The 26940-nt window shown below is 52.4% G+C and carries 25 protein-coding genes; 11 read left to right on the plus strand and 14 right to left on the minus strand.

Annotated features, from left to right (window positions below; translation table 11 throughout):
* Window positions 1-99: 99 nt before the first annotated feature.
* Together GOV53_RS18620 and GOV53_RS18625 are read left to right on the plus strand one after the other, a co-directional pair.
* Window positions 100-1647, plus strand: coding sequence for an arylsulfatase (locus GOV53_RS18620; RefSeq protein WP_170469268.1), 1548 nt, complete (start codon window positions 100-102; stop codon window positions 1645-1647).
* A gap of 393 nt (window positions 1648-2040) precedes the next feature.
* The gene (locus tag GOV53_RS18625; protein WP_170469271.1) at window positions 2041-2940 is read left to right on the plus strand and encodes a linear amide C-N hydrolase; all 900 of its coding nucleotides are present in this window, start codon (window positions 2041-2043) and stop codon (window positions 2938-2940) included.
* Window positions 2941-3376: 436 nt separating this feature from the next.
* Here the strand turns inward: GOV53_RS18625 and GOV53_RS18630 are convergent, their stop codons facing one another.
* Window positions 3377-4162, minus strand: a complete 786-nt coding sequence (locus tag GOV53_RS18630; protein WP_170469274.1) for a hypothetical protein — start codon at window positions 4160-4162, stop codon at window positions 3377-3379.
* Between the two features lie 555 nt (window positions 4163-4717).
* Between GOV53_RS18630 and GOV53_RS18635 the strand changes: the two genes are divergently transcribed.
* From GOV53_RS18635 to GOV53_RS18645, 3 genes are all read left to right on the plus strand, one after another.
* A complete protein-coding gene (locus tag GOV53_RS18635) occupies window positions 4718-5506 on the plus strand; it encodes a hypothetical protein (protein ID WP_170469277.1) in 789 nt (262 codons plus the stop codon).
* Between the two features lie 183 nt (window positions 5507-5689).
* Window positions 5690-6379 (plus strand): hypothetical protein, encoded by a 690-nt coding sequence (locus GOV53_RS18640; protein ID WP_170334759.1) that lies wholly within the window; start codon window positions 5690-5692, stop codon window positions 6377-6379.
* Window positions 6380-6453: 74 nt separating this feature from the next.
* The gene (locus GOV53_RS18645) at window positions 6454-6702 is read left to right on the plus strand and encodes a ParB N-terminal domain-containing protein (protein WP_170334757.1); all 249 of its coding nucleotides are present in this window, start codon (window positions 6454-6456) and stop codon (window positions 6700-6702) included.
* On the opposite strand, the gene GOV53_RS18650 is transcribed toward GOV53_RS18645, so the two are convergent.
* From GOV53_RS18650 to GOV53_RS18685, 8 genes are all read right to left on the minus strand, one after another.
* Window positions 6694-7707, minus strand: coding sequence for a fatty acid desaturase (locus GOV53_RS18650; RefSeq protein WP_170469280.1), 1014 nt, complete (start codon window positions 7705-7707; stop codon window positions 6694-6696). The genes GOV53_RS18645 and GOV53_RS18650 overlap by 9 nt on opposite strands.
* 71 nt (window positions 7708-7778) lie before the next feature.
* Window positions 7779-7985: a cold-shock protein gene (locus GOV53_RS18655; RefSeq protein WP_170328727.1), complete on the minus strand. Its 207-nt coding sequence runs from the start codon at window positions 7983-7985 to the stop codon at window positions 7779-7781.
* A gap of 658 nt (window positions 7986-8643) precedes the next feature.
* Window positions 8644-9276, minus strand: coding sequence for a tyrosine-type recombinase/integrase (locus tag GOV53_RS18660; protein ID WP_170469282.1), 633 nt, complete (start codon window positions 9274-9276; stop codon window positions 8644-8646).
* 209 nt (window positions 9277-9485) lie between these two features.
* A complete protein-coding gene (locus GOV53_RS18665) occupies window positions 9486-10244 on the minus strand; it encodes an SDR family NAD(P)-dependent oxidoreductase (RefSeq protein ID WP_170469284.1) in 759 nt (252 codons plus the stop codon).
* An 18-nt stretch (window positions 10245-10262) separates the two neighbouring features.
* Window positions 10263-11084, minus strand: a complete 822-nt coding sequence (locus tag GOV53_RS18670; protein WP_010442232.1) for an ABC transporter permease — start codon at window positions 11082-11084, stop codon at window positions 10263-10265.
* A 7-nt stretch (window positions 11085-11091) separates the two neighbouring features.
* Entirely contained in the window at window positions 11092-11943 is an 852-nt protein-coding gene (locus GOV53_RS18675) for an ABC transporter permease (protein WP_093962199.1), read from the minus strand.
* Window positions 11944-11981: 38 nt separating this feature from the next.
* Entirely contained in the window at window positions 11982-13145 is a 1164-nt protein-coding gene (locus tag GOV53_RS18680; protein WP_093962198.1) for an ABC transporter substrate-binding protein, read from the minus strand.
* A 34-nt stretch (window positions 13146-13179) separates the two neighbouring features.
* Window positions 13180-14280: an ABC transporter ATP-binding protein gene (locus GOV53_RS18685; protein WP_254439337.1), complete on the minus strand. Its 1101-nt coding sequence runs from the start codon at window positions 14278-14280 to the stop codon at window positions 13180-13182.
* Between the two features lie 153 nt (window positions 14281-14433).
* Here GOV53_RS18685 and GOV53_RS18690 point away from each other — a divergent pair, with 153 nt between their 5' ends.
* Together GOV53_RS18690 and GOV53_RS18695 are read left to right on the plus strand one after the other, a co-directional pair.
* On the plus strand, window positions 14434-15201 hold the full coding sequence (locus tag GOV53_RS18690) for a helix-turn-helix transcriptional regulator (RefSeq protein WP_331252683.1): 768 nt from the start codon (window positions 14434-14436) through the stop codon (window positions 15199-15201).
* A 236-nt stretch (window positions 15202-15437) separates the two neighbouring features.
* Complete coding sequence (locus GOV53_RS18695) at window positions 15438-15641, plus strand: hypothetical protein (protein WP_058283652.1); 204 nt, start codon at window positions 15438-15440, stop codon at window positions 15639-15641.
* 498 nt (window positions 15642-16139) lie between these two features.
* On the opposite strand, the gene GOV53_RS18700 is transcribed toward GOV53_RS18695, so the two are convergent.
* The 3 genes from GOV53_RS18700 to GOV53_RS18710 form a co-directional block, all read right to left on the minus strand.
* A complete protein-coding gene (locus GOV53_RS18700) occupies window positions 16140-16310 on the minus strand; it encodes a hypothetical protein (protein WP_170425586.1) in 171 nt (56 codons plus the stop codon).
* Window positions 16311-16392: 82 nt separating this feature from the next.
* A complete protein-coding gene (locus GOV53_RS18705) occupies window positions 16393-19485 on the minus strand; it encodes an efflux RND transporter permease subunit (RefSeq protein WP_170469288.1) in 3093 nt (1030 codons plus the stop codon).
* Window positions 19485-20582 carry an efflux RND transporter periplasmic adaptor subunit gene (locus tag GOV53_RS18710; RefSeq protein WP_170469291.1) on the minus strand — a complete coding sequence of 366 codons (1098 nt, stop codon included), beginning with the start codon at window positions 20580-20582 and terminating at the stop codon, window positions 19485-19487. The genes GOV53_RS18705 and GOV53_RS18710 overlap by 1 nt, the downstream gene beginning before the upstream one ends.
* Window positions 20583-21218: 636 nt before the next feature.
* Here GOV53_RS18710 and GOV53_RS18715 point away from each other — a divergent pair.
* Window positions 21219-22613, plus strand: a complete 1395-nt coding sequence (locus GOV53_RS18715; RefSeq protein WP_170469294.1) for an alpha/beta fold hydrolase — start codon at window positions 21219-21221, stop codon at window positions 22611-22613.
* A gap of 262 nt (window positions 22614-22875) precedes the next feature.
* Here GOV53_RS18715 and GOV53_RS18720 read toward each other — a convergent pair whose 3' ends face one another.
* Window positions 22876-23199, minus strand: a complete 324-nt coding sequence (locus tag GOV53_RS18720; RefSeq protein ID WP_170469297.1) for a hypothetical protein — start codon at window positions 23197-23199, stop codon at window positions 22876-22878.
* A 481-nt stretch (window positions 23200-23680) separates the two neighbouring features.
* Here GOV53_RS18720 and GOV53_RS18725 point away from each other — a divergent pair, with 481 nt between their 5' ends.
* Window positions 23681-24028, plus strand: a complete 348-nt coding sequence (locus GOV53_RS18725; protein ID WP_170469300.1) for a hypothetical protein — start codon at window positions 23681-23683, stop codon at window positions 24026-24028.
* A 9-nt stretch (window positions 24029-24037) separates the two neighbouring features.
* Window positions 24038-24340 carry a hypothetical protein gene (locus tag GOV53_RS18730; RefSeq protein ID WP_170469303.1) on the plus strand — a complete coding sequence of 101 codons (303 nt, stop codon included), beginning with the start codon at window positions 24038-24040 and terminating at the stop codon, window positions 24338-24340.
* Window positions 24341-24792: 452 nt separating this feature from the next.
* On the opposite strand, the gene GOV53_RS18735 is transcribed toward GOV53_RS18730, so the two are convergent.
* Window positions 24793-25191, minus strand: coding sequence for a hypothetical protein (locus GOV53_RS18735; RefSeq protein WP_170469306.1), 399 nt, complete (start codon window positions 25189-25191; stop codon window positions 24793-24795).
* A gap of 551 nt (window positions 25192-25742) precedes the next feature.
* Here GOV53_RS18735 and GOV53_RS18740 point away from each other — a divergent pair.
* Window positions 25743-26870 carry an AI-2E family transporter gene (locus GOV53_RS18740; RefSeq protein ID WP_170469309.1) on the plus strand — a complete coding sequence of 376 codons (1128 nt, stop codon included), beginning with the start codon at window positions 25743-25745 and terminating at the stop codon, window positions 26868-26870.
* The last annotated feature ends 70 nt before the right edge of the window (window positions 26871-26940 follow it).

The following is a 26940-nucleotide window of genomic DNA, read 5'->3' on the forward strand; positions in this document are numbered from 1 at the left end:
TTTCTGCCGGAAATATTTGAAGCCTTTAGTGCTTCCGATAAAAGTCCCGGATTTGTGGTAGGTTATTCAGCATTGACAAGAAATTTAGGGAGGAAAAATATGAAATACAGAACAAAATCTACAATACTCGCGGCCTTATTTGCTGCAACTGCTACAGCCGTTTGCGCACAAGATGAACCTCCTATGAACTTCCTGATTATTTGGGGAGATGACATCGGGTTTTGGAATATTAGTGCCTACAACCATGGCATGATGGGCTATCAGACTCCCAACATCGACCGTATAGCCAAAGAAGGCGCCCTTTTTACCGATTGGTACGGAGAGCAGTCCTGTACGGCAGGTCGAGCGGCTTTCATAACTGGGCAATCTCCCATTCGTACGGGTCTAACTAAGGTCGGCCTTCCCGGCGCACCTGAGGGCATGCCCGTGGAAGATCCCACCATCGCCGGATTACTCAAAAACCACGGATATATGACAGGCCAGTTTGGCAAAAACCATTTGGGTGATCGTGACGAGCACCTCCCCACCAATCACGGTTTCGATGAATTTTTCGGGAACCTCTACCACCTCAACGCCGAAGAAGAGCCTGAAAATCCTGATTATCCCAAGGATGAAACCTTTAGAGAGAATTTCGGCCCGCGTGGGGTAATCAAGTCAACCGCAGACGGTTCGATTGAGGACACCGGGCCGCTTACAAAAAAACGCATGGAAACCGTTGACGAAGAAGTCACGGCAAGTGCGTTGGACTTCATGGATAGAGCTGTTGAACAGGACAAGCCTTTCTTCCTTTGGTGGAATTCCACTCGCATGCACATTTTTACGCACCTGAAAGAAGAGTCCGACGGGGTGACAGGACTTGGAATTTATCCTGACGGCATGGTCGAGCATGATGGGCACGTCGGTGTTTTACTTGATAAACTTGATGAGCTTGGGATCGCCGAGAATACTGTCGTTATGTACTCAACCGACAACGGAGCGGAGACGTTTACATGGCCGGATGGCGGAACAACGCCCTTCCGAGGCGAGAAAAACACGCAATGGGAAGGTGGCTATCGTGTTCCAACGGTAATCAAGTGGCCAGGCGTCATCGAGCCAGGGTCGAAGATCAATGGCGTAGCATCGCACGCGGACATGTTGCCAACCATTATGGCTTCTGTTGGTGAGCCAGACATCAAAGAAAGGCTACTCGATGGTGGCGTTGAAGCCATCGGCCGCCAATACAAGGCACATCTGGACGGCTACAATCTTCTTCCGTCGTTCTCAGGTGAAAGCGATGATTGGCCACGCAGTGAATTCATCTATTGGACTGACGATGGTAGCGTCGCCGCCTTGCGCTATGAACAATACAAGGTGACATTCTTAAAACAGAACGCACATGGACTTGATGTTTGGCTCTCGCCTTTCGAGGTTTTGCGCGCACCCATGCTTTCAAACTTACGCAGCGATCCGTTCGAGAGAGCCGAAGAAGAGAACGCTATGGGTTACCAGCGTTGGTTCCTTGAGCATATGTTCGCAATAGCTCCTGCTGCCGCCTATGTTGGGCAATGGTTGCAAAGCTTCGAGGAGTTTCCGCCAAGGCAAAAACCTGGAAGCTTCAACCTCGACAACGTTATGGAAGAACTCACTAGCCGCGCTGGCAATCAATAGCTCTATCGGAACCCAACAAGCTTGGTTCGCCAGCTTGAATTCAAAGACAACCGTCTGTCGAAGTTGGGCACATATATTGTCCCCTTGGACTGAAAACTAGCGCAGTCCAAGGGAGAAGAGGAACATCGGCTTTGTCCGCAGAGTAGACGTTCGATGAAGCATGCTCCAGTGTCCGCTTTGCGGACTTTGCAGCCATCCGCATATTTACTCCAAAGGACCGCAGTCAGCCCAAACCAGACATTCAGAGTCGGACTTTGCAAAGTCCGGCGGACGGAATAGGCGGACTTTCTTGCCTATTTGAAGATCATGCAAACTTCATTCAACTTGAGAACCGGTGTGGTAGCTTGGTCGAGTGAGTTCATGAGATCAGATCAGTCCAATTGGAGAACGACCATGCGTCATATCGAGTTATTTCGGATATTACCAAAAGCGACCATAGCCTTTGTGGCTTCAGTATCGATGGCCTGGGGATGCACTGGCATCATGTTGACAGGGCAGGATGGAAGCATCGTTCGCGCAAGGACCGCCGAATGGGGGCCGTTCGATCTTGAGACAAAGATCAACATTATTCCGCGAGGTTTCACTTATACCGCAGGCGAAATGCCAGATGGGCAAGACGGAGCAAACTGGACCGGCCGATTTGGAATGGTCGGTATCAGCATGTTGGATCATGGGGCTCCCGCAGATGGGATCAACGAAGCTGGGTTGACCGCCGGGTTGTTTTATCTGCCCGGCTTCACCGAGTATCAGGAGTACGACCCTGACCTTTCCGGCAACACGATTCCCGGCGATTTGCTCGCCAGCTATGTCCTTTCCCAATTTGAGACAGTTGAAGAGGCTGCCACAGGGTTGGCGAATGTCCGTGTCGTCGGGGTCGTGGATGAGACCTTAGGATTTCCATTCCCGTTTCATATGTTGGTTGCTGACCGGTTCGGCGGAAGGATCGTCGTCGAGTACATTGATGGTGACCTGACGGTTTTCGATGCCCCGCTTGGCGTGATCACCAATTCGCCAAACTACGATTGGCACATGACGAACCTAAACAACTATGTAAACCTGTCGGCTCTTGGGCTTCCCGAAGTTGAGGCAAGCGGCGTTACTTTCGCGCCCCTGGGCGCTGGGAGCGGTATGATAGGACTGCCAGGCGACTTCACACCCCCATCCCGGTTTGTCCGCGCAGTCGCCTTTTCCCAGACAGCGCGGGAGACGCAAGGTGGCTATGACACCGTACGCGAGGCATTCCGAATACTGGACAACTTCAACATTCCTGCCGATGCCGCTGAGGGCGCTTAAGACGATGTGCAGTCGGATGACCTACTTTACAGCGCAACACAGATCACAACCGCTGCGGACTCCCTGAACCTCGTTTACTACTATCACACGATGTACGACCGAACGGTGCACATGGTTGATATGAAGCAGATTGACTTCGGAGCTATGGGAGGCGAGATGATCGTCTTTGAAACCAGCGGTGATCGCGAACCAACGTTAATCGATGTGACCCCAACGAATTGACGTTTTACCACGTGGGCCGTGGCGGCATCACCGCTAGCTGCGGCCCAATAAAACTTCGGAATGGAGGGTTTACCGCTCCAGCGAGTTACCGGCGCTAGGCTCGAAGCCGCGTTCACCACTGTTCGCACTAGTGACTGGAGGCAGCCCAAACCGGACGTTCACAGTTAGACTTTGCAGTTTCCAAAACGCCAAAGAGCGAACTTTCGCACGAGGGCTACACCCGATACCAGTTTTCAACTTCTCGGGCGGCTTCTTCGGCTGTAAAAGTAGTCTCTACCTCTGCGATTGCGTACTTTACTTCGCCTGAGCTAGCACTGATTTCTAAGACGTTCGCATCTAGGTCATGGGCTGAACCGGCATTTGAATAAATTGTATCAACCCCAATTCTGATAGCGTTTCGGTGTTGCAGTAGGTGCTCAAAAAACCGCACATAAATCATCTCCTCGTACGGAGAATGACTGTCCGCTTCAGAGATCAAACCCAATTCTGCGACCTTGGCACACGTCAAACGCCAAGCCAGTTCCATTGTGGATGGTGGCGCGTCCCTGGCCTCATCAGGATGTTTAGGGTTCGCAAACGTAGACCTTCGAATAGCTTCGAGATTGGCACGCAAGCCCTTTGTGGGAACCGGATAAATGAATTTGGTTTCCTCTGAAGCTAAGGCAGGCTCAATCTGATCCGGCTGCGTCTGGATGAACTCTGAAAACCTGTTTCCGATGATAGGGACTTCACCGACAATCATGTCTGTGGGGTCGGCATGCTTCGCCAGCCATCGCGCCAGGGCTTTCCGCCCCCACAGCCCGGCTGCCTTTCGGATCAACGGATGAGTTCCATCCGAAACATCTGGATACTTTGCGAGTATGTCTTCGGTCTGAAACGCCGCGAGACCTGTATCCCAACGCATAATATGCACGCGACGTCCCAAGGAGACCGAAATGGATATCTGCTGACGCAACAGGAATGACTTTCCTGATGCTGGTAATCCAGTGAAGAAAACCATGCGGCAACGACGTGCAGCGTCGGCCAGGTGTCTTCCAATCTCAGTGTCCGCAAAACTGTCGATAGAAATTGCGAATCTCCTAGTTCGGTGTCGGCAATAGGCTGGAGCGGCGAGCGTTCACCACCTCCAAGATTGTTGCCCAAGAAATCCGGCGATTTCACAGATGAATTGTCAACCTAAATTGCCCCAAAGTGAATTTTGCCTCTCAGTTACTCTCTTAACCACCTAATAACTCGCCGGTCTCAAAAATTGACCATTCCGCAGCACACGCTTCTTGACGAGCGTGCGTCCTTGACTCTTCACAGACTAGGAACGACAAGTGTGTATTGGTAAAAAATTACTCGCTGCCGCGATGCTGCCGGTTACGATAATCCAATGGCCTTCAGACTAATTGTAGCATGTGCCTCAGCATAGGAACGGGTTCCGCTGGGGTCTTCGCTATGAGCTCGTTCCTCGCAAGCATTTGCAACTGTCACCTGACGTGCTCCAGTCATCGCGTGACCCATGAAAGAAGGCGCCGTATGAACAGCACATGGCTCTTAAATTGCGTGCTTGATGCCCGATAGATCAGGTCTCAGGCTCAGTTTCAATCAGTCGTTCATCGTGTTTACGCGCTGCATTCTTTGTCTGATCCCGACACTCTTGGTGTTGCTCTCAGGAACGCAGCTTCCTGCCCAAGTCGCAGGCAATGCCGATGGATCGGTTTGTGACGAAGGTTTCGAAAACAAGAACGGATCGTGCCAAAGAACAGACGTACCAGAAAACGCATATTTGACGGGTAGCTCCTATGGTAGCGGCTGGGAATGCAATCACGGTTTCCAGAATGTCGGAGAACTCTGTGAGGAAATAAGAGTTCCTGAAAATGCCTATCTTGCATCAACCGGAGATCAGTGGGAGTGCAATCGGCTGTTCCAGCGTGTCGGGGAACTCTGTGAAGAAGTGATGGCACCTCAAAATGGGTACGTCGAAACCCGGTTTGGCGTGCAGGAAATACACTGCAACTGGGGATTTCGTAAGGAGGATCAGGATTGTGTTGCGATTAATGTCCCGAGCAACGGCCGCCTGACTGACAAAAACAGCGCGGATGGTTGGGTGTGCCTCAGAGGTTACAGGGCAGCGGAGAGCGGTTGTGAGCCTGTGGCAGTTCCACAGCATGCATACCTCGCGCCTGAAACTTATTCCGGATGGAAATGCGAACGTGGTTTTCGCGCAAACCGGGACAAGTGCGTTGCGATCCTTGTCCCTTCAAACGCTCATTTGAATCGAAGAGGTGATGGTTGGGAATGTAACCGGCCGTTCACGAGACAGAACGACCAGTGCACCGAAAATGTGCCGCGACAATAAGTTAGTGGAAACCAAAGTCGCCTGACAAATCCGGAAGGACTAAGCCGTGAACTATAACTCGATTGACGAAAACCTGGGTAAAAGTCTCAAAGCCGAAAAGGCGCGTCGCCGGTCCTACAGGATTAAGATATCTATTGCGTCAGCGGTGTGTGTTGTGGCGATAATTACCGTGGTGTTTCTCTGATGCGTAAAAATGCCCCTCAAGTAACTCTTCCCGGTTCAAAGATGTCAGCTCATGGTCTGGAACAAAGAGCATTTCAGGACCGCAGTGTTCGTAAGTCGCGGAACGCTGACGTATCAGGAGTGATTGAAGAAGAATTTGGAAAGTACTTGATTAAGGCTGGCGTTCTGAGCGGCAATAGTGTTGCACGGGCATTTCCTAAGCCACCGGCTAAAACGCAGGCAATGATTGCCGATGCAGTTGGCGAAACACCAGCATTGGCCATTGAAGCCTTAAAAGAAATTCTCGAAGAACGAGACAGGAAGCGAAGCGGTCAACGCCGTTTGGAGGGAAACTCCGGCACCTTCGTTCCCAGTGAAAGAGAATATGCAGAGGCATTACGCCAGATCAGGCTCACCCCTGCGCAGGTAACAATGCTCAAAGCACTTACAATCGCAGGCAAGGAAGGTCTGACTATTGGTCACTTGTCTCAGGCAGCCTGTTACAAATCGCGCGAGGCCTGCATCAAGGTCTTCAAGAAAATCGGACTATTAATTGCTGAATATCTGGAACTCGAACTTCCCGAAGCCGGATCGGCACAGAATGATGGCGCCGCCCAGGTCCTGGCCTTTTCTCACATCGAAAGTGACGATGAGCCAGCAACTTGGATCATGCATCAGGAACTGCGCGACGCTGTTCGTTCGGTTCTATGACGTGCGTTCCAGCGCCTGCTTTTGAAGCGAAACCCGAAACGGAACAAGTGCACGAAAGGTTGCTCACGTAGCTTATGTTGGAGAAAAGACCATATCCGCTTGAATTGATCTATGTACCTGTGAAACGTGCAAAAACACTTGATCAGCAAAAAGTGCTGACGCTGGCCGAAGATATTCTGAAGAACGGCCAGAAGACCCCGATCCAGATACGCTCGGACAACAAGAGGTTCGTACTGATTGAAGGCCTTCACCGATTAGAGGCCATTCGCGCCCTAGGAGGTGATACCGTCGAAGCCTATCTGGTCCGCGCCAGACTACACTAAATACCTATTGGAATTGGCGTTCGACAAAGCCTCGGAAAATGTCAGCAGACGTTGACTTTTTTCATCCCAAAGATGCAACCGTGCGCAATGAAGGCTCTCAAATAAAGTAATACGCTGGCAATCTTCCAACTCAGAATGGTCACACAAAACCTCGTTTAGCCGATAAAACGGTATGCGGCTGGCGAGATGGTGAACATGGTGCACACCAATGTTGCCAGAGAACCACCGCAGGATGCCTGGCAGGGCATAGTGAGAACTGCCATAGAACGCGGCGTTCTGAAGGTTCCAGCCCTCTTCCCGATCCCAAGTCGTGTGTTCGAACTGGTGTTGAATGTAGAAAAGCCAAATACCAATGGATGATGCGACAATCACGGTTGGCAGGAAAACACACGCCAACACCTCAAAGCCTCCGGCCCATAAAATCAGAGCCAATAACCCTGCAATTGCGGCGTTTGTTCCCATCGCACTTGCCCAATACAGCCAGCCCGACCGCATGAAGCCAACAGGTAAGCGGTATTGAATAAAGAACGTATAGATCGGCGCAACACCGAACAGGAAGACGGGGTTCCGGGTCAGACGATACGCGGCACGCCCGAACCAATTCCGTTTCAGGTATTCCTCAATGGTCAATGTAGGGATGTCACCCATACCACGCCGATCAAGGTTACCGGTTGAGGCATGGTGAATCGCATGGCTTTGCCGCCAAACGTCATAGGGAGTAACGGTAAGAACACCCAGAACCCGGCCGATCCAATTGCATGCGCGGCGACTTCTAAAGAAAGATCCATGACCACAATCATGCATGATGATGAAGATACGGACCAGAAATGCGGCATTCAGGATGGCCAGAAATATTGCGATCCAGACGCTGAATGACAACGCAAACCACGCTAGGGCCCATAGCGCGAATAAGGGGAAAACAGTGATCGCAAGTTCAAAAACACTGCGCTTCGCATCGGGCACACGGTACTGCGCGAGCACCCGCGTCCAGTCTTTAGGTTGCAACTTACTTGGTCTCCGACGGCTTATAGTCGCCCATTGTTCAAACGGGCACCCTTATGGGTGCCCGTGAAAGGTCAGGCGAGTGCCAGATTGGCGGCGCTTTCGCGTCCGTCACGGCCAGCTTCGACGTCGAAAGTAACTTTCTGACCGTCTTTCAATTCGCTAAGGCCGGAACGTTCAACTGCTGAGATATGCACGAACACGTCGCGCTTGCCATCTTCAGGCTCGATAAAGCCAAAACCTTTGGTTGAGTTGAACCATTTTACTGTGCCATTTGCCATGGTGGAAGTCTCCTAATACGTGCCGCCCGCATCATTGCGGCGACTCGGCGTGGTCGGTCTGAATCGAAAGACTGAACGCCGAATTGGGGAGACAGCAGGTCGAAAAAGAAAAACGTAAGCCTCGTGTATATGGACTTCGACTACGCACGATACAAGCCTTGATGCTTTGGCGGACAACAGAGAATTTGAGCCTGTCTGGCTTAGAACTAGGCAAGTAGAGGTGAAACCGTTGCTCTTCGATCCAAACTTGAAGGTGGCTTGGGTCAGCGGCACAGAAGACTAACGATCATTTTTGGGAAATTATCCTGCTGCATACGAGACAGCGATAAGCGTCCGTTTTGGTGCCTTGGCGAGACTTTGCAAAGTCCGCTTTCTGCGTATTGCAGTCGTTGGGGCATCGCGCAGAAAACTGCACTTTGGGCTCGAAGAGGATGTTCGCCGCACTTTTCATGAGTGACTGCTTACTTCGCACAAGCAGTCACTTGGGTGTGATGACGCCCCAGCTACTGACCTGAGCCCAGCGATCCGGGCGGGAGATTCAACTCAATCGACGACGATGGTGACGCTCGTTTCGGCTCAGAAGCCCGGTGGATGGTCGACACTCATGCGACAATTGCCAGTCACGAAAAGCGGGCGACTCTTGCCGCCCGCTTAATCTTCACACGTCGATCTTTTCTGCGATACTCAGCGCGTCTTCCAATTCAACGCCAAGATATCGAACTGTGCTGTCAACCTTGGTGTGGCCAAGCAAGAGCTGCACCGCGCGTAGATTGCCCGTTTTCCGGTAGATCAGTGCCGCTTTTGTGCGTCTCAGCGAATGCGTGCCGTAACCGTTTGGCTCCAAACCAATCGCCGACACCCAATCGCGGACCAAACGCGCGTACTGTCGCGTCGATATATGCGGCCTTTCGTGGAAGCGGCTTGGGAAAAGGAAATTGCGTCCAAGCATCTCCGGGCGACATACCCAGGTCCAGATGGACTGGCGGGTATTTTCCGAAACCTCGAATTTGACTGGCCGATTTGTTTTGCTCTGGACAACTGTCACGCGTTCGCGGACCCGATCACCAGCAACAAGATCGGCTACGTTCAAACGAACGAGATCGCAGCCTCGCAGCTTGCTATCGATCGCAAGATTGAAGAGTGCCAAGTCCCTGAGATTGTCCGAGAGTTCAAGCCGGGCGCGGATGGCCCAGACCTGCTTCGCGAGAAGCGGGCGTTTCTGGCCTATATGGCGACCTTTGTTCCACGGCGGGCGCTTCGGTGTGATGGCAGGAAGTTGAATAATGGACATCGTTTGTCCTCCATCCTTCCCTCCCTCTCCAGGCACCGACACCGTGTCGACCAACTGAATCTATCAGGGAGCTAAAGACAGGTTTCATCAGAGTACGCGACGTTCGTTAGCAGCGCAGCGTATGACCGCATCGAGCCCAAAGCGGACTGAAATGTGCTCGCAAAATGAATTGCGGCGATAGACATTCTCTTGAGCGGTCTAACCCACCACTAAATGCATTCACCGCCATCGATAACCAGGGCTTGCCCCGTCATAAAAGCGGATTCATCTGAAGCTAAATAGACGATCCCATGGCCAATCTCTTCAACTGTCGCCCATCGACTCATGGGGATCGCCTGCTCGATGTAGCTTTCCAGTTTGGCACGGCCTCCCATCTGCTTTTCGAAGCCTGCATTGAAAGGGGTGTCTACAAATCCTGGACATAGGGCATTGAAACGGATTGCATGGACAGCGTAGTCGGCTGCCATCTGCCGGACCATCGCAACAGCAGCGTGCTTTGTAGTCGCATAGGCGATCATACCCCGGTCATATTGAACCCCAGAATTGGAGGCCGTGACGATCACGCTGCCTCCACCTAGTGATTTCATATGGGGGACGGCTGCACGCGCGGCAATGAAGTGAGCGCGGACATTCAATGCCCAAGAAGCATCCATTCCATCTGGTTCCACTTCTTCCAGCGTTCCTTCGATCTGCAACCCAGCGTGAGAGTGCAACACGTCAAGCCGACCGAAGTTTTTAACTGCTTCGTCTATGGTTCTGGTAAGGGCATCGTCATCGGTCACATCAAGCTGTATGGCAGATGCTTGATTTCCCTGCGCAACGATCGCGGCCAAAGTGGCTTCAGCAAGTGTTGCATCGCGATCGGTTACCACAACATGCGCACCCTCTTGTGCCATTGCCATTGAACCCGCCCGACCAATTCCTGATCCCGCGCCCGTCACGAGCGCGACCTTACCTGCAAGCCGCATGTCACTTGGCTCCTTTATTTAATTATTCGATTTTGAGGCGCCTCGGCGCAAAAGCAGCTGCGCTGCTACGAGCAACAAGAGCGACGCGCCCATAACCATAGTGCCGATGGCATTGATCTCGGGTGTTACGCCGCGCCGGATGGATGAGAATATGTAGATTGGCAGCGTTGTTTCTGAGCCAGCTACGAAGAACGCGATGATGAAATCATCAAATGAGAAAGTGAAGCTGAGCAGGAAGCCTGCCAAAATTGCCGGTGCTATCAACGGCAGGGTCACCTGTCGAAAGGTGCCCCAGGGCGTCGCAAAGAGGTCAGCCGAAGCTTCCATGAGCGCGCGGTCCATACCCGATAGCCTTGCACGTACGATGATTATGACCAGCGCCATTGTGAACATGGTGTGTGCGGCGACAAGCGTGGGCATCCCCATGGAAAGTTGCGGGGGATTTGCTCCATCGGGCCATAGGCTTGCAAGAAGCGGGTTTAGCCAGCCGAATACGGTGACCAGGGCAATGAGCGTCGCGATGCCGATGACGATACCGGGTATCATTATCGCAATATAAATCATCGCATCAAACAAAGTTCGGAGCCATCCCTTAACCCCTTGTAAAGCGATGGCTGCCATGGTTCCGAGAGTGGATGCGAGGCAAGCAGTTATGAATGCCGCAAGCAGACTGGTCTCGAGCGCGTCCATTACAAATGGGTTGTTCAGCGCTTTACCATACCATTGGGTCGAGAACCCCATGAACTGGCTTGCGTGTCGTCCGGCATTAAAGCTGAAAAGCGCGATGATGCCGATTGGAATATAGAGAAAAAGGTAGACGCAAATCGCGTATAAGCGCATCGGACCCTCACATCAGCGAGACATCTTCGCGCTGGCCACCCAGGCGCGAGATGAATTTCATGTAAATTGAGACAGTGACAAGCATTACGACAACCAGAGTCATTGCGACCGCCGATCCGTACGCCCAGTTCCGAGACTGCAGGAACAGGTCCACCAGCGCATTTCCGACGAAAAAGACCTTTCCGCCGCCCAAGATCGCTGGGATCAGAAACTCGCCCATCAGCAAGATGAAGACCAGCATGCAGCCAGTTGCGATACCAGGCACCGACAAAGGAAGTGTCACCTGACGGAACGTACGCCATGGGGTAGAGCCGAGATCAGCCGATGCTTCCAGTAGGCGTTTATCCAGTTTGTCTAAGCTTACAAAAATCGGGAAAACCATCAGAGGTAGATACCCATAGACAATCCCGACAAGCACAGCGAACGGCGTATTTATCAGGCGGATATCATCGATGCCGATCGACTCCAGTAAAGCGGGCAAGCCACGCCCCCCAAGGATGAAAATCCAAGCGTATGACCGGATCAGGATCGATGTCCAGAACGGCACGATCACTAGGATCAACAGCGAAGTTCTCCACTTTGGTGAACAACGCACTGCAAGAAAGTAGGCGAGCGGGTAGGCAATTACCAACGCAGCGATAGTCCCCAGAGGTGCAAGGATCAAAGTGTTCTTAAACGCCGTCCATCGCGCAGGAAGGTTGGCATATTGTTCCAACGTGAACGCTGGAACGTAGCCTCCGGCGGCACCCCGTTCGCCAAAGGAAAAGACGAAGACGACCAGCAGAGGAAGGGCTAGCATTACCAAAAGCCATATTCCTGCTGGAGCCAGCAACAGTGCTTTTCTGCCTCGTTCGGTCATTTTGTCCTCGTCTTTTCCGATATTGGCGGCCTTGCTGCTTAGGCCGACTTGAAGCGGGCGAGCAACTCGGCACGGTTTGGATCGGTTAGTGTAGCCGCCGCGCCGAACTCGAGTGCATTCAGAAGGTCAGCTGCCGGATAAAGGATCGGATCTTCCAGTAGTTCCTTCGGCAGCAACGCATTGGTGCGAGCATCAGCCGATGGATAGCCGTGAGCGAGAACTTCTTTCGCATTAACTTCCGGGTTCAGCAGGAAGTCGATCAAGGCATAAGCGGCATCCATATGGGGTGCGCCCTTAGGAATAGCGTAGTAGTCGGACCAGAGTTCACCGCCCTCAGTTCCCAGAACGTAGGCGATTTCAGGCATGTCGACATTCATCTGCTTGCCGTCACCTGTCCAGCACATCGTCATCCAGGCGTCACCGTTACGCATCGGTGGCTGATAATCCGACGAGATTGCAAACAGATGCGGTTTGGCATCCAGCAACAATTTCTCGGCATCCGCCAGTTCCTTCTCATCGACCGAGTTGAAGGAGTAGCCGAAGTATTTCAGGGCATTACCGATGGTGGTGAGTTGGTAATCATGCACCATTGTCCGGCCTGAGTAACCTTCCATAGTAAGGTCCCAGAACTCTTTCCATGTGGTTGGAGTCGGAGCGCCGTCAAGCTTGCTGGTGTTCACTGCAAAGCCAGTCGTGCCCCAGTTTTTTGGCACCGCGTAAAGCTGGCCATCGACAGAACCGGCATCGGAAAAGCGCTGTTCGAATGAACCTGCGTCGTAGTTTGGCAGTTTGGACGTATCGAGCGGGATGATCAGATCTTCACCCACATACGTAGTGATCGTGTAGTTGGTTGGAACGAAAACGTCCCAGCCAGACCCTCCAGCCTGTAGTTTTGCCAACATCTCTTCGTTCGAGCCAAAAACATTGACCTGAACATGGGCGCCAGTGGCTTCCGTGAAGGCTTCGAAGTTCATCTCGTCATGGTAGTTCGGCCATGTGGCGAGGATCACTCGGTCGCCAATGTCCCCGGCAGCAAATGCCGGGCGTGGACGCAACCCAGGAATGGCCGTGCCCAGAACGGCCGTTGCCATCCCAAGACCTGTCACGCCTAAGAAATGTCGCCGTGTAACCGAACCCTTTTGGTACCGGCGAAGCTCTTCCATGAACTTTTGCTTGGAAATAGTCCCATTATCCTTGGTCATTGTGAACCTCTCTGTTGTTGGATTGCGGGATTTGTTATTTTTCCAGGATCAGCAGTGCGCCTTCGCCCCATGAAACAACGGCCTGCTCTCCTGCATTGAACGTCCCCTCGTTCAATTCCGCTTGCCTTGGCACAAGTACGTGGAAATCACCCAGTGCTTCGTTGCGCGCAAGGTATTCTGTGTGCTCCCCAAGGAAGATCCGATTTTGAATGGTAACTGGCAGAGCGATTTCAGCTGTGGGTAGCGCGCGGGTCAGCGTGATCTGTTCAGGACGGATACTAACGCACACTTCCTGCCCTGCATCTATTGGAATCTCCGGAGTTCCGTGCACCTTTTGGCCACTCGCTAAACGCACAGTGATTTGGTCGGCTGCTGAGTCAGTCACAGTTGCATCAAAGAAATTTGAGGTGCCTACAAATCCAGCCACGTAGCGGCTGCGGGGCATGTCATAGAGTTCGCGTGGGCTGCCAACCTGCACAATACTGCCGCCTTCCATCACACAAATTCGGTCGGACATTGAAAGCGCTTCTTCTTGGTCGTGCGTGACGAGGACAAAAGTTATTCCCAGTTGTCGTTGCAGGTTCTGCAGTTCAAACTGCATTTCTTTTCGAAGCTTTCGATCCAGAGCAGCCATTGGTTCATCAAGCAGCAAAAGCTTGGGCTCGTTTACGATCGCACGCGCCAAAGCGACGCGTTGCTGCTGACCACCAGACATCTCCCAGATGCGACGTGGGCCAAACCCACCAAGACGGACAGTTTCCAGCGCTTGCTCAACCTTTGTCGCGATTGTTTGTTTGTCTACGCGTGGTCGTTGTTGGCGCAGGCCGTACGCGATGTTGTCGAACACGCTTAGGTGAGGAAAAAGAGCATAGTGCTGAAACACCATGTTGACTGGGCGATGGTGCGCATCCAAGTCGTTGACGACTTCTCCATCGAGCAACACCTGACCTTCGGTTGGCTTCTCGAAACCTGCCAACATTCTAAGCGCAGTGGTTTTGCCACAACCAGATGGGCCTAAGAACGACAGGAACTCTCCTTTCCCAATGGAAAGATTCAGGTCTTTGGCGGCGACCACATTCCCGAAGGTCTTGGTCACTCCTCGGAGTTCCGCAATCGTCTGCATGGTGACGCTCATGTCAAAGCTCATATACTGCCGTTTTCCTTTTGCTTGATTTTTTGGCATTTGTTGGCATACCACTCAAACAAGGAAAAAGTAACAATAACTCGGAATAGCTGTATATACCACAATTGGGGTATAGAGGTGCTTTTCGAAAATCTGGAGCGGCGCGTGTACGATTGGATGGAAGAGGCCGGCAGGGTCGTGGAGAAGATCGGAACCCCAGAATTTCCATGTGCTTTGGCAGATGGCATACGGCAGGTCGCACCATTTGATTTTACGGTGGTGTTTGGCCATGTCGGAACCGAAGCACCAATAGACCTTCACGACGATTTCCCCAAAAGCAAACGGCGTATTTTTGTTGAGGACTACCAAGCCGGGCCCTACGTACTTGATCCATTTTTTTTGGCCGCGACAAAGCCAATAACACCGGGTCTGTACCGCATGCGCGATATCGCACCGGACAGGTTCTATCAGGGCGAATACTATCGCAGCTATTACAAAAGGACTGGGTTAGCAGAGGAGATTGGCTACTTTATCGATATCCCAGGCGCTGGGATGGTTGTGGTCTCGCTCATGCGAGCAGAGAAGCCTTTTTCCGCCAAGGAAATTCGTCATTTGCACGCTCTATGGCCGCTCGTTCGGGCAGCCTGTTGCAAACATTGGAGTGACTTTCCAACGATGGCCCGAGGCGCCGCAGCGAATGGCGTTAGTCGTCGCGTTGATCTAGCATTCCAGGCATTTGGCGATGGCGTTCTGACGCCACGAGAACGAGAAGTCGTTGAGTTCACATTGAAGGGCCATTCGGCAGAAGCTGTTGGCACAATTCTCGGCATCTCTCCAGGCACAGTCCGCATCCACAGACGCAACATTTACGCGAAACTTAGGATCAACTCGCAGGGTGAGCTTTTTTCAAAGTTCATTGAAAAGGCGCTTTAAAAGGTTCCTTGAACACCCACTTTATCCGTTTTGCCGACCTTGCTACCTTGTGACCCAGAAAGCACCAAACATTTGGACGGCACTGTCTGATAGCCAAGGAACCCAAAGGGAGAGGGTTGGGACGCCCGGGACCCATGTTGGGCTAAATTAATACCCGAAAACGCTTTCGGGCCATTGTCTATCTAACCGGATCAGCCGTTTTAAAAATGGCGTCAAGATACGAAAGGCAAAATTTCATGGATGCACCAGTTATCCAGTTGATTTTTATGCTCATCTTGCTGGTTGTCGTGATCTGGCTTTATATCCTGCCGATCACGATGGCAGGGCGGCGCAACCGATCCGGTTTGATCTGGTTCCTGATCGGTCTGGTTGGATCACCCCTTTTGGCTATTCTTTTGCTGCTGGCTCTAGGTGACGCACCCGAACAACCAACAACCTAATTTTGGGACGATACCATCTGACACTCAAAAGGGCTTAACCGGAGGGTATCTGGACGCTCGTGAGCCATAACGTCCTGCTCAGCATGCAATAAAGGGTGCCAATTGAGACACTATACTTCCGGAAGTGAAGACAACTAATCCTTCTCACTCTCCACAACCGTGTACTGTAAACCCAAGGTCGGCCGATTTGATTGGAGAACCACAGACCGCTTTGTCCGCGATGCGGTCCTTCACGAATTTTCGACGAACGTCTGCGTTGAGCCCAAAGCCGACATTCTCCAGAGTGGGCTTTACAGCGAGCCACGCAACAACGGTTCAGCAGCGGGAGTTTCGCAGCGGCAACGTTCTCAGGATTCGCTGGTGAAAGTCGGCCACTAGAACGGGTAATCCACTTTTTCTCGGAGCAACAAAAACAAAGCGAATACAATGAGCCTCATTCTCGGATCAACTGACGTTTTCTGTAACTAGCGACGCGTCTTCAATAATGCCATTACAAGCTCACTTCGGTGTTTCGCCAAAGTAACCTCCAAAAAATGCGATCATTGCCAACAACACGCCAACCAATATCACGATCACAAGCAGTGCTCCGCTACCTTTGGCAAAATATCCCAATGAGACTAGGCCAACCACGAAGATGCCGACCAGAAAGTAGAGTACTGTATTGTCCATCTTTACCCCCGAATAAGCTGTCTACACTCAACAACTACATGCTCCAAAAAAAACGATCCAAAGACCACCAATGAAGGTGACGTCAAACGGCTTTCGGTGACTGTCGAATGCCACTCAGCGTGGCGAACAATACCGGGACCAGGATCATTGTGAGCATCGTGCCCACCGTCAAACCGCCCATGATCGTGACAGCAAGACCCACCCAAAACACGTCTGGAAGTAGCGGTATCACGCCCAAGACTGTAGTGGCGGCGGCCAGTACGACAGGGCGAAGTCTTGAGGCTCCGGCATTCAAAACGGCGTCGTAGCCCGGCTGACCTTCGGCCAAGTTATCGTTGATCTGATCGATCAGAACGATTGCATTTTTGATCATCATGCCCGCCAGGCTCATGCCCCCGAGCAATGCAACGAACCCAAACGGTGTGTTTGTGAGGAGCAGGCTCGGAACAATACCTATCAGCACAAAAGGTACAGTCAGGAAAATGACCAGCGGTCTGCGGTATGAGTTAAACAGCCCAACTACAATCAATGCCATGATCGAAAACGCAGGGATCATACCCGGAATCAAAGACGCTTGCGCAGACACTGTGTCCTCGTACTCTCCACCCCATTCCATGCTGTAGCCCGGCGGTAATTCAGCCTCCAAAGCTTCAAAATCGGCAAGAACCGCGGCGCGATAGCTTGGCAGAGTTACGCTATCGATTGGATTGGCTTGCACCGTCAGAACACGACGCCGGTCGCGACGATTGATCGTCGGGTCTTCGGGCTGGATATTCACGCCGCGTACGACCTGCGCCAATGGGACTGGCTCAACAGAAAACGGTGACTGCAGTTGCAGCAGTTCAAAGTTATCAACGGCAGCAACGTCTTCCGCGCCAGGCCGGACGATGATTGGCAGCAACTCGTCACCCTCGCGGTAGAGGCCGACCGAACGCCCGTCAAATGCACGTTTTGTCGTGTTACCAAGATCTTCATAGGTGATACCGGTCCACCGTGCTCGGTCCTGGTCATAGTCTGGGACAGTTTTCAGGACACGATTGCGCCAATCGGTGCGGGCCACTTTCGTCCATTGATGCTGATCCAGTATCGCAACTGCTCTGTCTCCAATTTCGCGCAAAGTCTCGGGATCGGCATTTGCTGGGCCGACTATGCGGTTCTCGAACGCCCATGTATTGCTAGGCCCGACACCGAATTGGCGTGTGAAAGAAGTCGCCTCGGGCATATTGGCTGATATCCAAAGCGATATCTCTTTGGTCATCTCGGGAATATCGCGGTAATCTTCGACGTTCACAATGACTTGCGCGTAGGAAGGGTTTGTTCCTTCGGGGTCGACCGGCAGGTAGAAACGCGGCGGGCCAGCTCCGATAAAACTGGCAATACCAGTCACCCGATCATCCAATTCCACCTGTGCTTCAATCCGCGTGATCGCTTCGGCAACGGCTTCGATGCGGGTTCCCTCGGGCGCGTAGTAGTCGATCATATATTTGGTCATGGACGACGTCGGGAAGAAAAGCTGCGTTACAGAACCAAAACCAACCCCAGCAATGACCAGAGCACCCATAGCTACTCCAATGGTCAGGTAGCGAACGCGGATCGCGGCGGCCAGAAAGCGGCGATAAACAGCGTAGAGGCCTGTGTCAAAAGTCTCGGCGGCCCCTCCCTTTGGCTCTGGCAGCATGGCAACGCATTGCAGCGGCGTGACCGTCATCGACAACAACCAACTGACCAGCAGCGCAATCCCAACAACCGAGAAGAGCGACCGGCAATACTCTCCGGCGCTCTCAACGGAGGCAAAGATTGGATAGAAGGCCATGACCGCAACGAAGGTGGCCCCGAGCAGTGACATGGCCGGACGCGTAGCGGCATCAATCGCAGCTTTCGCGCGATCCATTCCCTGCGACATCCGGACCATCGCGCCATCGGCAACGACGATTGAGTTGTCGACCATCATGCCAAGCGCGATGATCAACGCCCCCAAGGACATGCGCTGCAGGTCTATGCCCAGTGCCGCCAATGGGATGAAGGTGGTAAGGATCGTCAGGATCAACCCGCTGCCGATGATGATCCCCATGCGAACACCCATCGCCAGAGTCAAAACGACCAGAACGATGGCGACAGCTTGGCCAAGGCTGATCAGGAAACTGCTGACCGCTAGGTTTACGTCATCGGACTGCCAATGCACCCGTTCGACCTCGATGCCCACCGGCAGGGCTGCGATCAGCTCAGATACTCTCGCGTCTACGGCCTCGCCAACGCTGACGACATTGACACCGGACTGAAAGGATATCGCCAAACCTATGGACGGAAGACTGTTATAGCGCATCATCGTCACCGGTGGATCAGCGTAGCCTTCCTTTACGTCAACGATTTCACCCAGCCGCAACAGCTCGGGGCCGCGTTCTTGACCGCTTTGGGCCTGATCCAGACCGCTTGGCCTTACGACCAGATCCGCAATGTCCGACGGGCTGGTGAAAGTACCGCTTGGCGCAATACGCATGCGGTAGTCACCAATATTCACCCGCCCTGCATCCACAACCGCATTCTGAGTTTGCAAGGTATTGAGAATCGTCTGAGCTGAAACGCCCAACGCGGCCAAGGCTTCTTCCCGCGTTTCCAGGTAAATGACCCTGTCGCTTTCTCCCCACAGATCAACGCGGCCGACACCGTCGATCAACGAGAGCTCTCGCTTGAAGTCTTCGGCGAAGCTATCAAGCTCCTGAGCGGAGAACCCATCAGACGTCATAGCCAGAAGCAGACCAAAGACATCACCGAAATCATCGTTGATAGCAGGACGACCTGCGCCCGGGGGCAGGTCTGTTTCCACGTCTCTTACTTTGCGGCGCAGCGTGTCCCAGATTTGTGGCAGTTGGTCGGACCAATAGTTTGGGCGGATTTCGACTTTAATGGTCGACACACCCGCCCTGCTTTCGCTCGAGATGTAATCAATCTCTTTAATCTCTTGGAGCTTTAGCTCAATCCGTTCTGTGACCTCCTGCTCAACTTCTTCGGGGCTGGCGCCAGGATAGAGGGTAGTCACAACCGCAGTTTTGATAGTGAACTCGGGGTCTTCTAGCTGCCCCAGACTGAAGAAAGCCGAAATGCCGCCCAACGTGAGCATGACAACCGTGAACCAAACGAATTTGGCGTTGCGGATTGAGAACGCCGCGAGACCCATTACTCTGTATCCTCAGAAAGTAACGAAACTTTCTGACCCTCTCGCAAAGAGTTCGCTCCGGCAGTGACTACGACGTCACCAAATTCCAGACCTTCACTAACGGCCACCCCTTGCGACCGTGGCGTGCCAAGCGAAACCTTCCTTGCCGTTACGGTTTCTGAGCCGGCATCGAACACCCAGACATGCGGATCTGTTTCCCCTTCAGGCACGAAAACCGCGCTAGCTGGAACCATGATCGCATCGAATGGTTCGTACCCCTCCTTTGGCTGGCCACGGACGCGCCCTGCCATACCCGGAAGAACAAGTGCGTCTTCCGGTTGCTCCATAATCAACGTGACAGGGAAGGTTCGGGTCGTTGCTGAAGCCTCCGATCCAATCTCGCTGATTTCCGCCGGTAAAACTACATCCCCCAGAGCGTCAAAAGTTACGGTTATGTCTTCAATATGCGGGATCAGGGCAATGTATCGTTCCGGGATATCGATTACCACTTCGATGTGCTCAGCATCGAGTATGCGCAGCACCGGAGTCTGTGCCGCAACTTCTTCAAAATCTTCAATGTATTTGGCGACCACACGGCCATCGAACGGCGCTGACAAACTTGTATAAGTTAAATCCAGAGTGGCTCTATCCAGAGCGCCTTGGACGGAATTGATTGCTGCCTGAGCAGATGTTTCGCCCGCGACAAACCGGTCGAGTGTAGCCTGAGCAGCAACATCTTTTTCGACCAGTGATCGTTGCCTATCTGTTTGCAACTTGGCGTTTTCAAACGTCGCCTGTGCGCTCTCAAGTTCAGCAGTAAGCCGATCGACTTCGGCCTGGTACGGGGCTGGGTCCAAGGCCGCGATGACAGCACCTTTCGTCACAAGGTCGCCAACTTGAACGTTGACACCGACAACACTGCCCGGCACGCGAAACGCCAACGACACTTCGCGTGCGGCTCTCGCCGTTCCGACAAAATATCGGTCATGCAAACTGGATAGGTCCGAGATCTCGGTGGCTCTGACAGGCCGTATTAGTGATTGGGTCGCTTCTTCTTCTTTCTCCCAGCAGCCGGCAAGCAACACGAAGGCTAAAAGCCAAACCGATAATCTCTTCATATCCCCCTCCCGTGCCGCACGCGTTCCCATCTTCGTCTCTTTGAAGGTGGCCTAACTTGCGGATTTTGCGCCTAAAGCTGCTACAATTGTACGCGCTTACCAATCAAAGTCAAAAATCCGAATTTGTTTAGGTGTGGTGGAGAGAAACCCGAGTAACTCTTGTCAAACTGACAAGACAACTTCGCAGTACGACGTCGCCTCGATGCTGCTGTTTGTCTTATCGGCAGCACAGAAGGCTGGTTTTCGAGTTAGTGTAGCTGCGTCAAAAGGTAAGCGTGCAGAGGTTACACCGCGATTGAGCAAAGCCACGACCGTTGTCCCGGCTAACGTGTGGAGCGGACATGTCCGCATTTGGCGAACCGCTGCTATTGCCTACTTTTGAGCCAATGGCGGCATTGTCCGCATATCGGTCATTTGGAAAAAATCGCTCAAAGTCTGACTTACGGGACAAACCCGCCGTTCTCCACGAAGACGGATAGGCTCACCTTTTTGAATGATCGCCTCCGCGGTCTTCCGACAATTCGATATCTTATTTACTGATCTTTCCACCGCACGTTCACAGGTATTAGGCAAGTTGCCGGTTCTAACAATCTATGAAAGTGGTAGTGTCTTCGAGCCAACTTACGAGAAGTAACTATGAGCCAACGTCGCCTTGCTGCAATCATGTCTCTGGATGTCGTCGGCTTCAGTCGGATGATGCAGGGCGGCTCCAAGCTACTTCTCAAAACACTGAACACCTTGTACCGCGATTTGGTTACGCCGATCGTTGAACAAAAATCTGGCAGGGTGGTCAAGCTGTTGGGCGATGGAGCATTGATTGAATTTCCGTCAGCAGGGAACGCTTTAGAAGCGGCAATTGCGATTCAAACCGAACTAAGAGATCCAGACCATCACTATCTGGTTCCGGAACGTATTCAGCTTAGAGCGGGTTTGCATGTCGGCGACGTTACCGTCGATGGCGAAGATATCTTCGGAGACGGCGTTAACATCGCTGCGCGGCTCCAATCGGCAGCTGAACCCGGGGGCATTCTGGCCTCAAAGGTACTTTGTGATCTTGCCGGAGCGGACTACGCCAAACGATTGCGCCGAGAAGGGCTGCATACGTTCAAAGGCATTGAACAGCCGATCGAAGTGCTGTCGTTCAACTTCACCGATGAACATGTGTCCAAATCGCGCGCTAACTTCGCCAAAACACAGGAAATTCGTTTCTGCAAAACTGACGACAACATTAGTCTGGCCTGGAGCTCAGTTGGAGACGGTCCTCCGGTCGTAAAGGCGCCAAGTTGGATTGGACACTTGGAGCTTGACTGGCGCAATCCCGGGAAAGCTCCAATTTACACTTCCATCGCTCAAAGACATCGCTTGGTCCGTTTTGACGCCAGGCTCAACGGTCTATCCGACTGGGACGCCGAAACTTGTACGTTCGAACGGTTCGTTGATGACTTGGAAACTGTTTTCGACGCAGCGGATATAAGGCGCGCGCCGATCCTTGCGATATCGCAGGGGTCCGCAGTGGCAGCCGCCTTCGCAGCGCGCCGACCTGACCGCGTGTCTGCGATCGTAATGATAGGTGGGTTCCCCGTTGGTCGGGCAAAAAGAACATCGCAAAAAGATGTGGAACGCGCCAACGCAATTAAGCAAATGATGACTGCCGGGTGGGACGATGATTATCCGTCTCTGCGTGATTTAATGGCGCAAATCATCGTGCCGGGCGCGAGCCAAGAAGAACGGCGGCAATATGCCGAAGATATGCGCAAGATGATTTCACCCGAAAACATGGGGCGGTATCGCGGCGTGATTGATAATATCGATATCACACCGATCTTGTCCAAGGTCGAGGTGCCATGCCTTGTTTGTCATGGGACCAGTGACAGGATGCAGCCGGTCGAACAAGGACGGTTGTTTGCAAGGGGATTACCCAACGCGAAATTCATCGCCTACGAAAGCTCGAACCATACCATCCCGGACAACGACCCGGAATGGCCACGTTTTGAGAGGGATGCCCTGGCTTTCTTGGCTGAACACAGCTGAACTATTGCTCCAAGTGCCTTCGGGTTTGGCGCTATATCTCTCAAAACAAATGCTACAAGAGTACCTCGCCAGAACAATGGAACACAGAGTTTCGATAAGTGCAGTCAGGCCAAAGTAGCCGTTTGGTTTCGCCACTCACTGACTACCTTTCGATGAAATGTAACTAAGACCTATGGAAGAGCACTTTTCAATAAGTTGGGGGATGGCCCACTCACAAACCACCCCCCAGCCGCACTGGACTGCAATTGTCTAGGACGGGTGACTAAAACCCTTCAATTGCGGTTTCGACCTGGCCGCAAAACTTATCAATATCGCGCTCAAGCATATCGCTTTCTCGGATCTCATCTCTGATCGCAGACAGTTCATCTGCAACAGCCCGCAAATCTTCTTCTGGAGCTGCCTCCGCGATACGCACCAAAGCTCGAATAAGGGCGGCCGTTACGAGGCCATTACCCCTGGCTGCGCATCTGGGCGCATTCCTGAACCGTTTCGTAGGGTCCATGAGTTTGTCGTTGCTTTTTCTCATTTTGCCGCCGCCTGTTTTGCACGTTGCCGACAATGCCTGGCTACCTTCTTTGACTTCCATACCTACTGACTTGGAAAAATCTGACTAACTTATGGTGCTGTTCTTTGATCAAAGGCCGCTTTCCATGAGAAAGCAGCCTCCAATCGTGCATATACATAACGCTTTTGCTCTACACGAACCGATCAAATGGATTGTGTTCCTCCTCTCTTTCGGGAACTTGAATATTGCTGCGGTTTGTTGGGCACCCGCCCAATGCGCTCACGTGCAAACGAAGTTCTCGCAAAAGAGCCGCATTGAGATTCTCATGGACCTGTACTCGAGCCCTCAGGATACACGCCGATTCCAGCAAGGCACGGTCGCTTTGAACCAACCAAGGCAATTCCTCTGCAAAGGCGCGCCAGACAGTCTTTTCAGTCTCGTTGAGATAGTCCGGTGGGCCCCCGAGTTCGCCTAGACCTTCCGGTTTGTTCCGTCCTCTGTACCGCTGGGGGTCTTTCTTTGCGGCTCCTGTCAGGATCGCCTTGCCACCCAGACATCTCGTTTGGATGCGCTGGCGGTGGTCCAAGTTCTAAAACAGGTGCGCCAGAAAAGCCTCGTATTGAGGCGCGATATTGCGGCTCGTGTCTTGCTGACCAAGACAGAACCAGGGGCGGTCGAATATCGGATCACCGCAGAAATCAAAGCAGTCTTACAGCAAGCAAACGCGCCCGTTTTTGCAACTCAGCTTGCAAATCGCCCTATTTTTCAAGCGATGGTGAGCTTCGGTGGGGATTATCTGGACTTACCAAAAGCGTTCCAAGGATCCTCCCCAAAATCAGCGCACGCAAACGTTGCCGCTTTGGCGCAGGAAATCTCAACGACCCTCTCAGAAATTCTCCAAGCTGCATAAGGAAAAACAATGATGGATAAAACAAAACACAATCATATGCCCAGTCTCGGCGACATTAACAAAGTCGAGCAAGGTGACATGGGCTTCCCACTCGGATCGACCAGTAAGCCGAGCCTCGCACTCCAACCAGAGATGAGCCCTTCAAAGCGCAGGGCGGCCGCGCGTACGCAAAAGCTTTCCGTAAGTGTAAATCCAGATCTCTATGCTGCTTGGAACGCAATCCGAGAGGACAAAGAGCAAGCGGTTGTGCGAGCCGTCGAGCTGTCTCTGATCGCGTATTTGGAAAAGCACGGACAAACGTTCGATCTGTAAGACCAGCCCTAAAAAGCCCGGCTCCCTGCCTTCGTTATGTGGGGAGTCGTGCCGTTTTCTGGGTCTCTTATTTTTCCCGTGGCCCCCTCTTATTTTTGGTGCTGACCTCTTATTTTTCCAAAAGATTAGGAAACCGATTTTGAGCGGCGTGGAATTGGTGGAATTATTGACTTTATTGTTTTTTATCAAATATTTATATGTTGACTCGGTCGCACTTACGCGATAGAAAATGCGCATTCAAAACGGGAGGGAACAACATGTTCCATTTCATCAAAGAGGCTTACCACCAGTTGCACATTGCAGCTGTCATCATTCATGTTTCGCTGGTTATCGGCGAAGTCTATGATTTGATCCCACACGCGTGACCAGGAGCAAATCATGGAATTTTTGGTCTATCAGATAAGTGAAAGAGCCCTGTTCTGAGCGCCGGTATCATGAGCCTGCGTTGCGGCTCACATTGCAGCTCTTGAAAGCGCCGCCTTCAGAATGGGCGGCTTTTTTGTTTTCAGCAGTGTCAGATGAAGATACTTGGCGTTCTCGTCATCTCGGCACATCCAGGCCGCCGCCGCATACATTTCCTCGAGAACCTTCAGATAGCCAAATAAGTGGGGATCAGTGTCCTTTCTTCGATGCCGGAGGACATCCAGTTTGCCACGGTTGCTCTTGCCGATCTCTGCACCTATTTGGCTGATTTCCAGCCATAGCGCACCTTCGGATTTCGAGTACGTCTCGATTTGTCCTAGAAGAAGAAATCGGCCTTCAGAAATCTTGCCGACGGCGCTCCAAACCGGTTGGCCGGGCTCGCTGAGAATGATGTCTCTGTACAATCTGAAGCTAATTTTTCCAGGCATTTGGCGCCCCCTTGCACAGGTAAGTGTGCGAGCAGATGCAATGGGCAAGTTGGGGGGCTATTTCGGTAGATTGGGCGGATTCCGGTCATTAGCTGCGTCTGCGAGGTGGTACGGGTTTCTCATCTTAAGCAGACATCCAAAATGTGCAAAAGTCCGAGGCAACTCAGCACTGCCGAAAGTTGGGTTCGAGCCCAGACCTGCCACCAAAAGTCGAAGGCATGCTGCACTTGCGTTCGGCAGGTCCAGCCCAAAGCCGTCATTGCCCGAAGGCGCTTTGACCGGCAAAAAACCTTCGCTAGGAATTTGGCCAAATTCGAAATCTGTGAATAGCCGACGTTGTTGTCGGTATCTCTTGCGCGAATCCTATGAGCTGGAGGTTCGTTTTCATGGAACTTGGCTTCTCGGAAAGATAGTTTCACCAGCTAAAACTTGCACCGAATGTTTATGGCGTTTCTACTGCGGCGGAACACCAGATCAACGTGCGGCGTTACATGACCTCTGACAACTTGAACAGGACTCTCATCTCGAATTGGTTCTTTGCTCTGGGGACCATGGCTTTTTTGATCTGTTTCTTGTGGTTTGGGCGCGATTTTCTGATTCCGTTGGCGATCACAGGGCTTCTGTTCATTCTTTCTTCTGCGCTCGTGGACAGGATCCAGCGCACAAACCTGCTTGGGTGGTCTCCTCCAGGCTGGCTGGCCCAACTCCTCAGCATCATCGTGATAGTGGGGGCGCTGCTGGTCCTTGGGCTGATCGTCTCCTCCTCGGTGGACGACGTACAAGACGCACTGCCCAGGTATCAGGAACGGTTGATGAGCCTGACGGAGAAACTAGAAGGGTTTCTGGGTCCCAAATTCGTTGAAGCTGGTCGCCAGGCAGCTGAAGACATCGAGATAGGGTCTTGGTTAGGAACGGCTGTGGGGCAGTTTGGAGGCGCAATGTCGACAATCGGTCTCGTCGCGCTGTACCTTGCTTTTCTGATCGGCGAACGTCTGGCTTGGGTCGACAAATTGCCGAGGCTGGTTGCGACTGAAGAAGGAACCCGTCGCGCCCGGAAAGTCCTGCACAAAATTTCAGTTGGCGTGAAACAGTACATGTGGGTCAATGCTGTCACCAGCGCCATGAGCGGCGGAGTTGCCTTTGTCATTTTTTCATGGGTCGGCCTTGATTTCGCACCGCTTCTGGCACTGACCGTATTCGTTGCGGGGTTCATCCCTAATATCGGCGCATTTATTGGGATCGCGCTTCCATCTCTTGTAGCCTTGATACAGTTCGATAGCCTTACGCCTTTCCTGATCGTACTATTTGGATACGGCGCTGCTGATCAATTCATTGCCAACGTGATACAACCTACGATGCAGGGCAAGTCCCTCAACCTCAGCACATTCATGGTAATGGTTTCGCTGACGTTCTGGGCAACGATTTGGGGCGGTGTGGGAGCATTTCTGGCAATACCGATGATGGTTGTGACCATGGTCATCTGTTCGGAAATCCCGGCCACCCGTTGGATCGCTGTTCTGTTGTCCAGCGACGGTCAATTGCAAGATGGAAAAGAGTCCGTCGAACTAGACGAACAGACCGAATACGCGAGTGTCCGTCGGTCGCCTCTCTCAACGAAACAAAAGCTAGAGGAAGAGGCTAAGCAGTTGCGGGCCGAGTTCGAAAACAGAGACGGTTAGGTTCATAACTTCAAACGCCATTACTGCCAAACTCAATACAAAGTGCATAATCTCAAAGCCGCTTGAGCAT

The organism is Ruegeria arenilitoris, from assembly GCF_013035315.1.
Classification (GTDB): domain Bacteria; phylum Pseudomonadota; class Alphaproteobacteria; order Rhodobacterales; family Rhodobacteraceae; genus Ruegeria; species Ruegeria arenilitoris_D.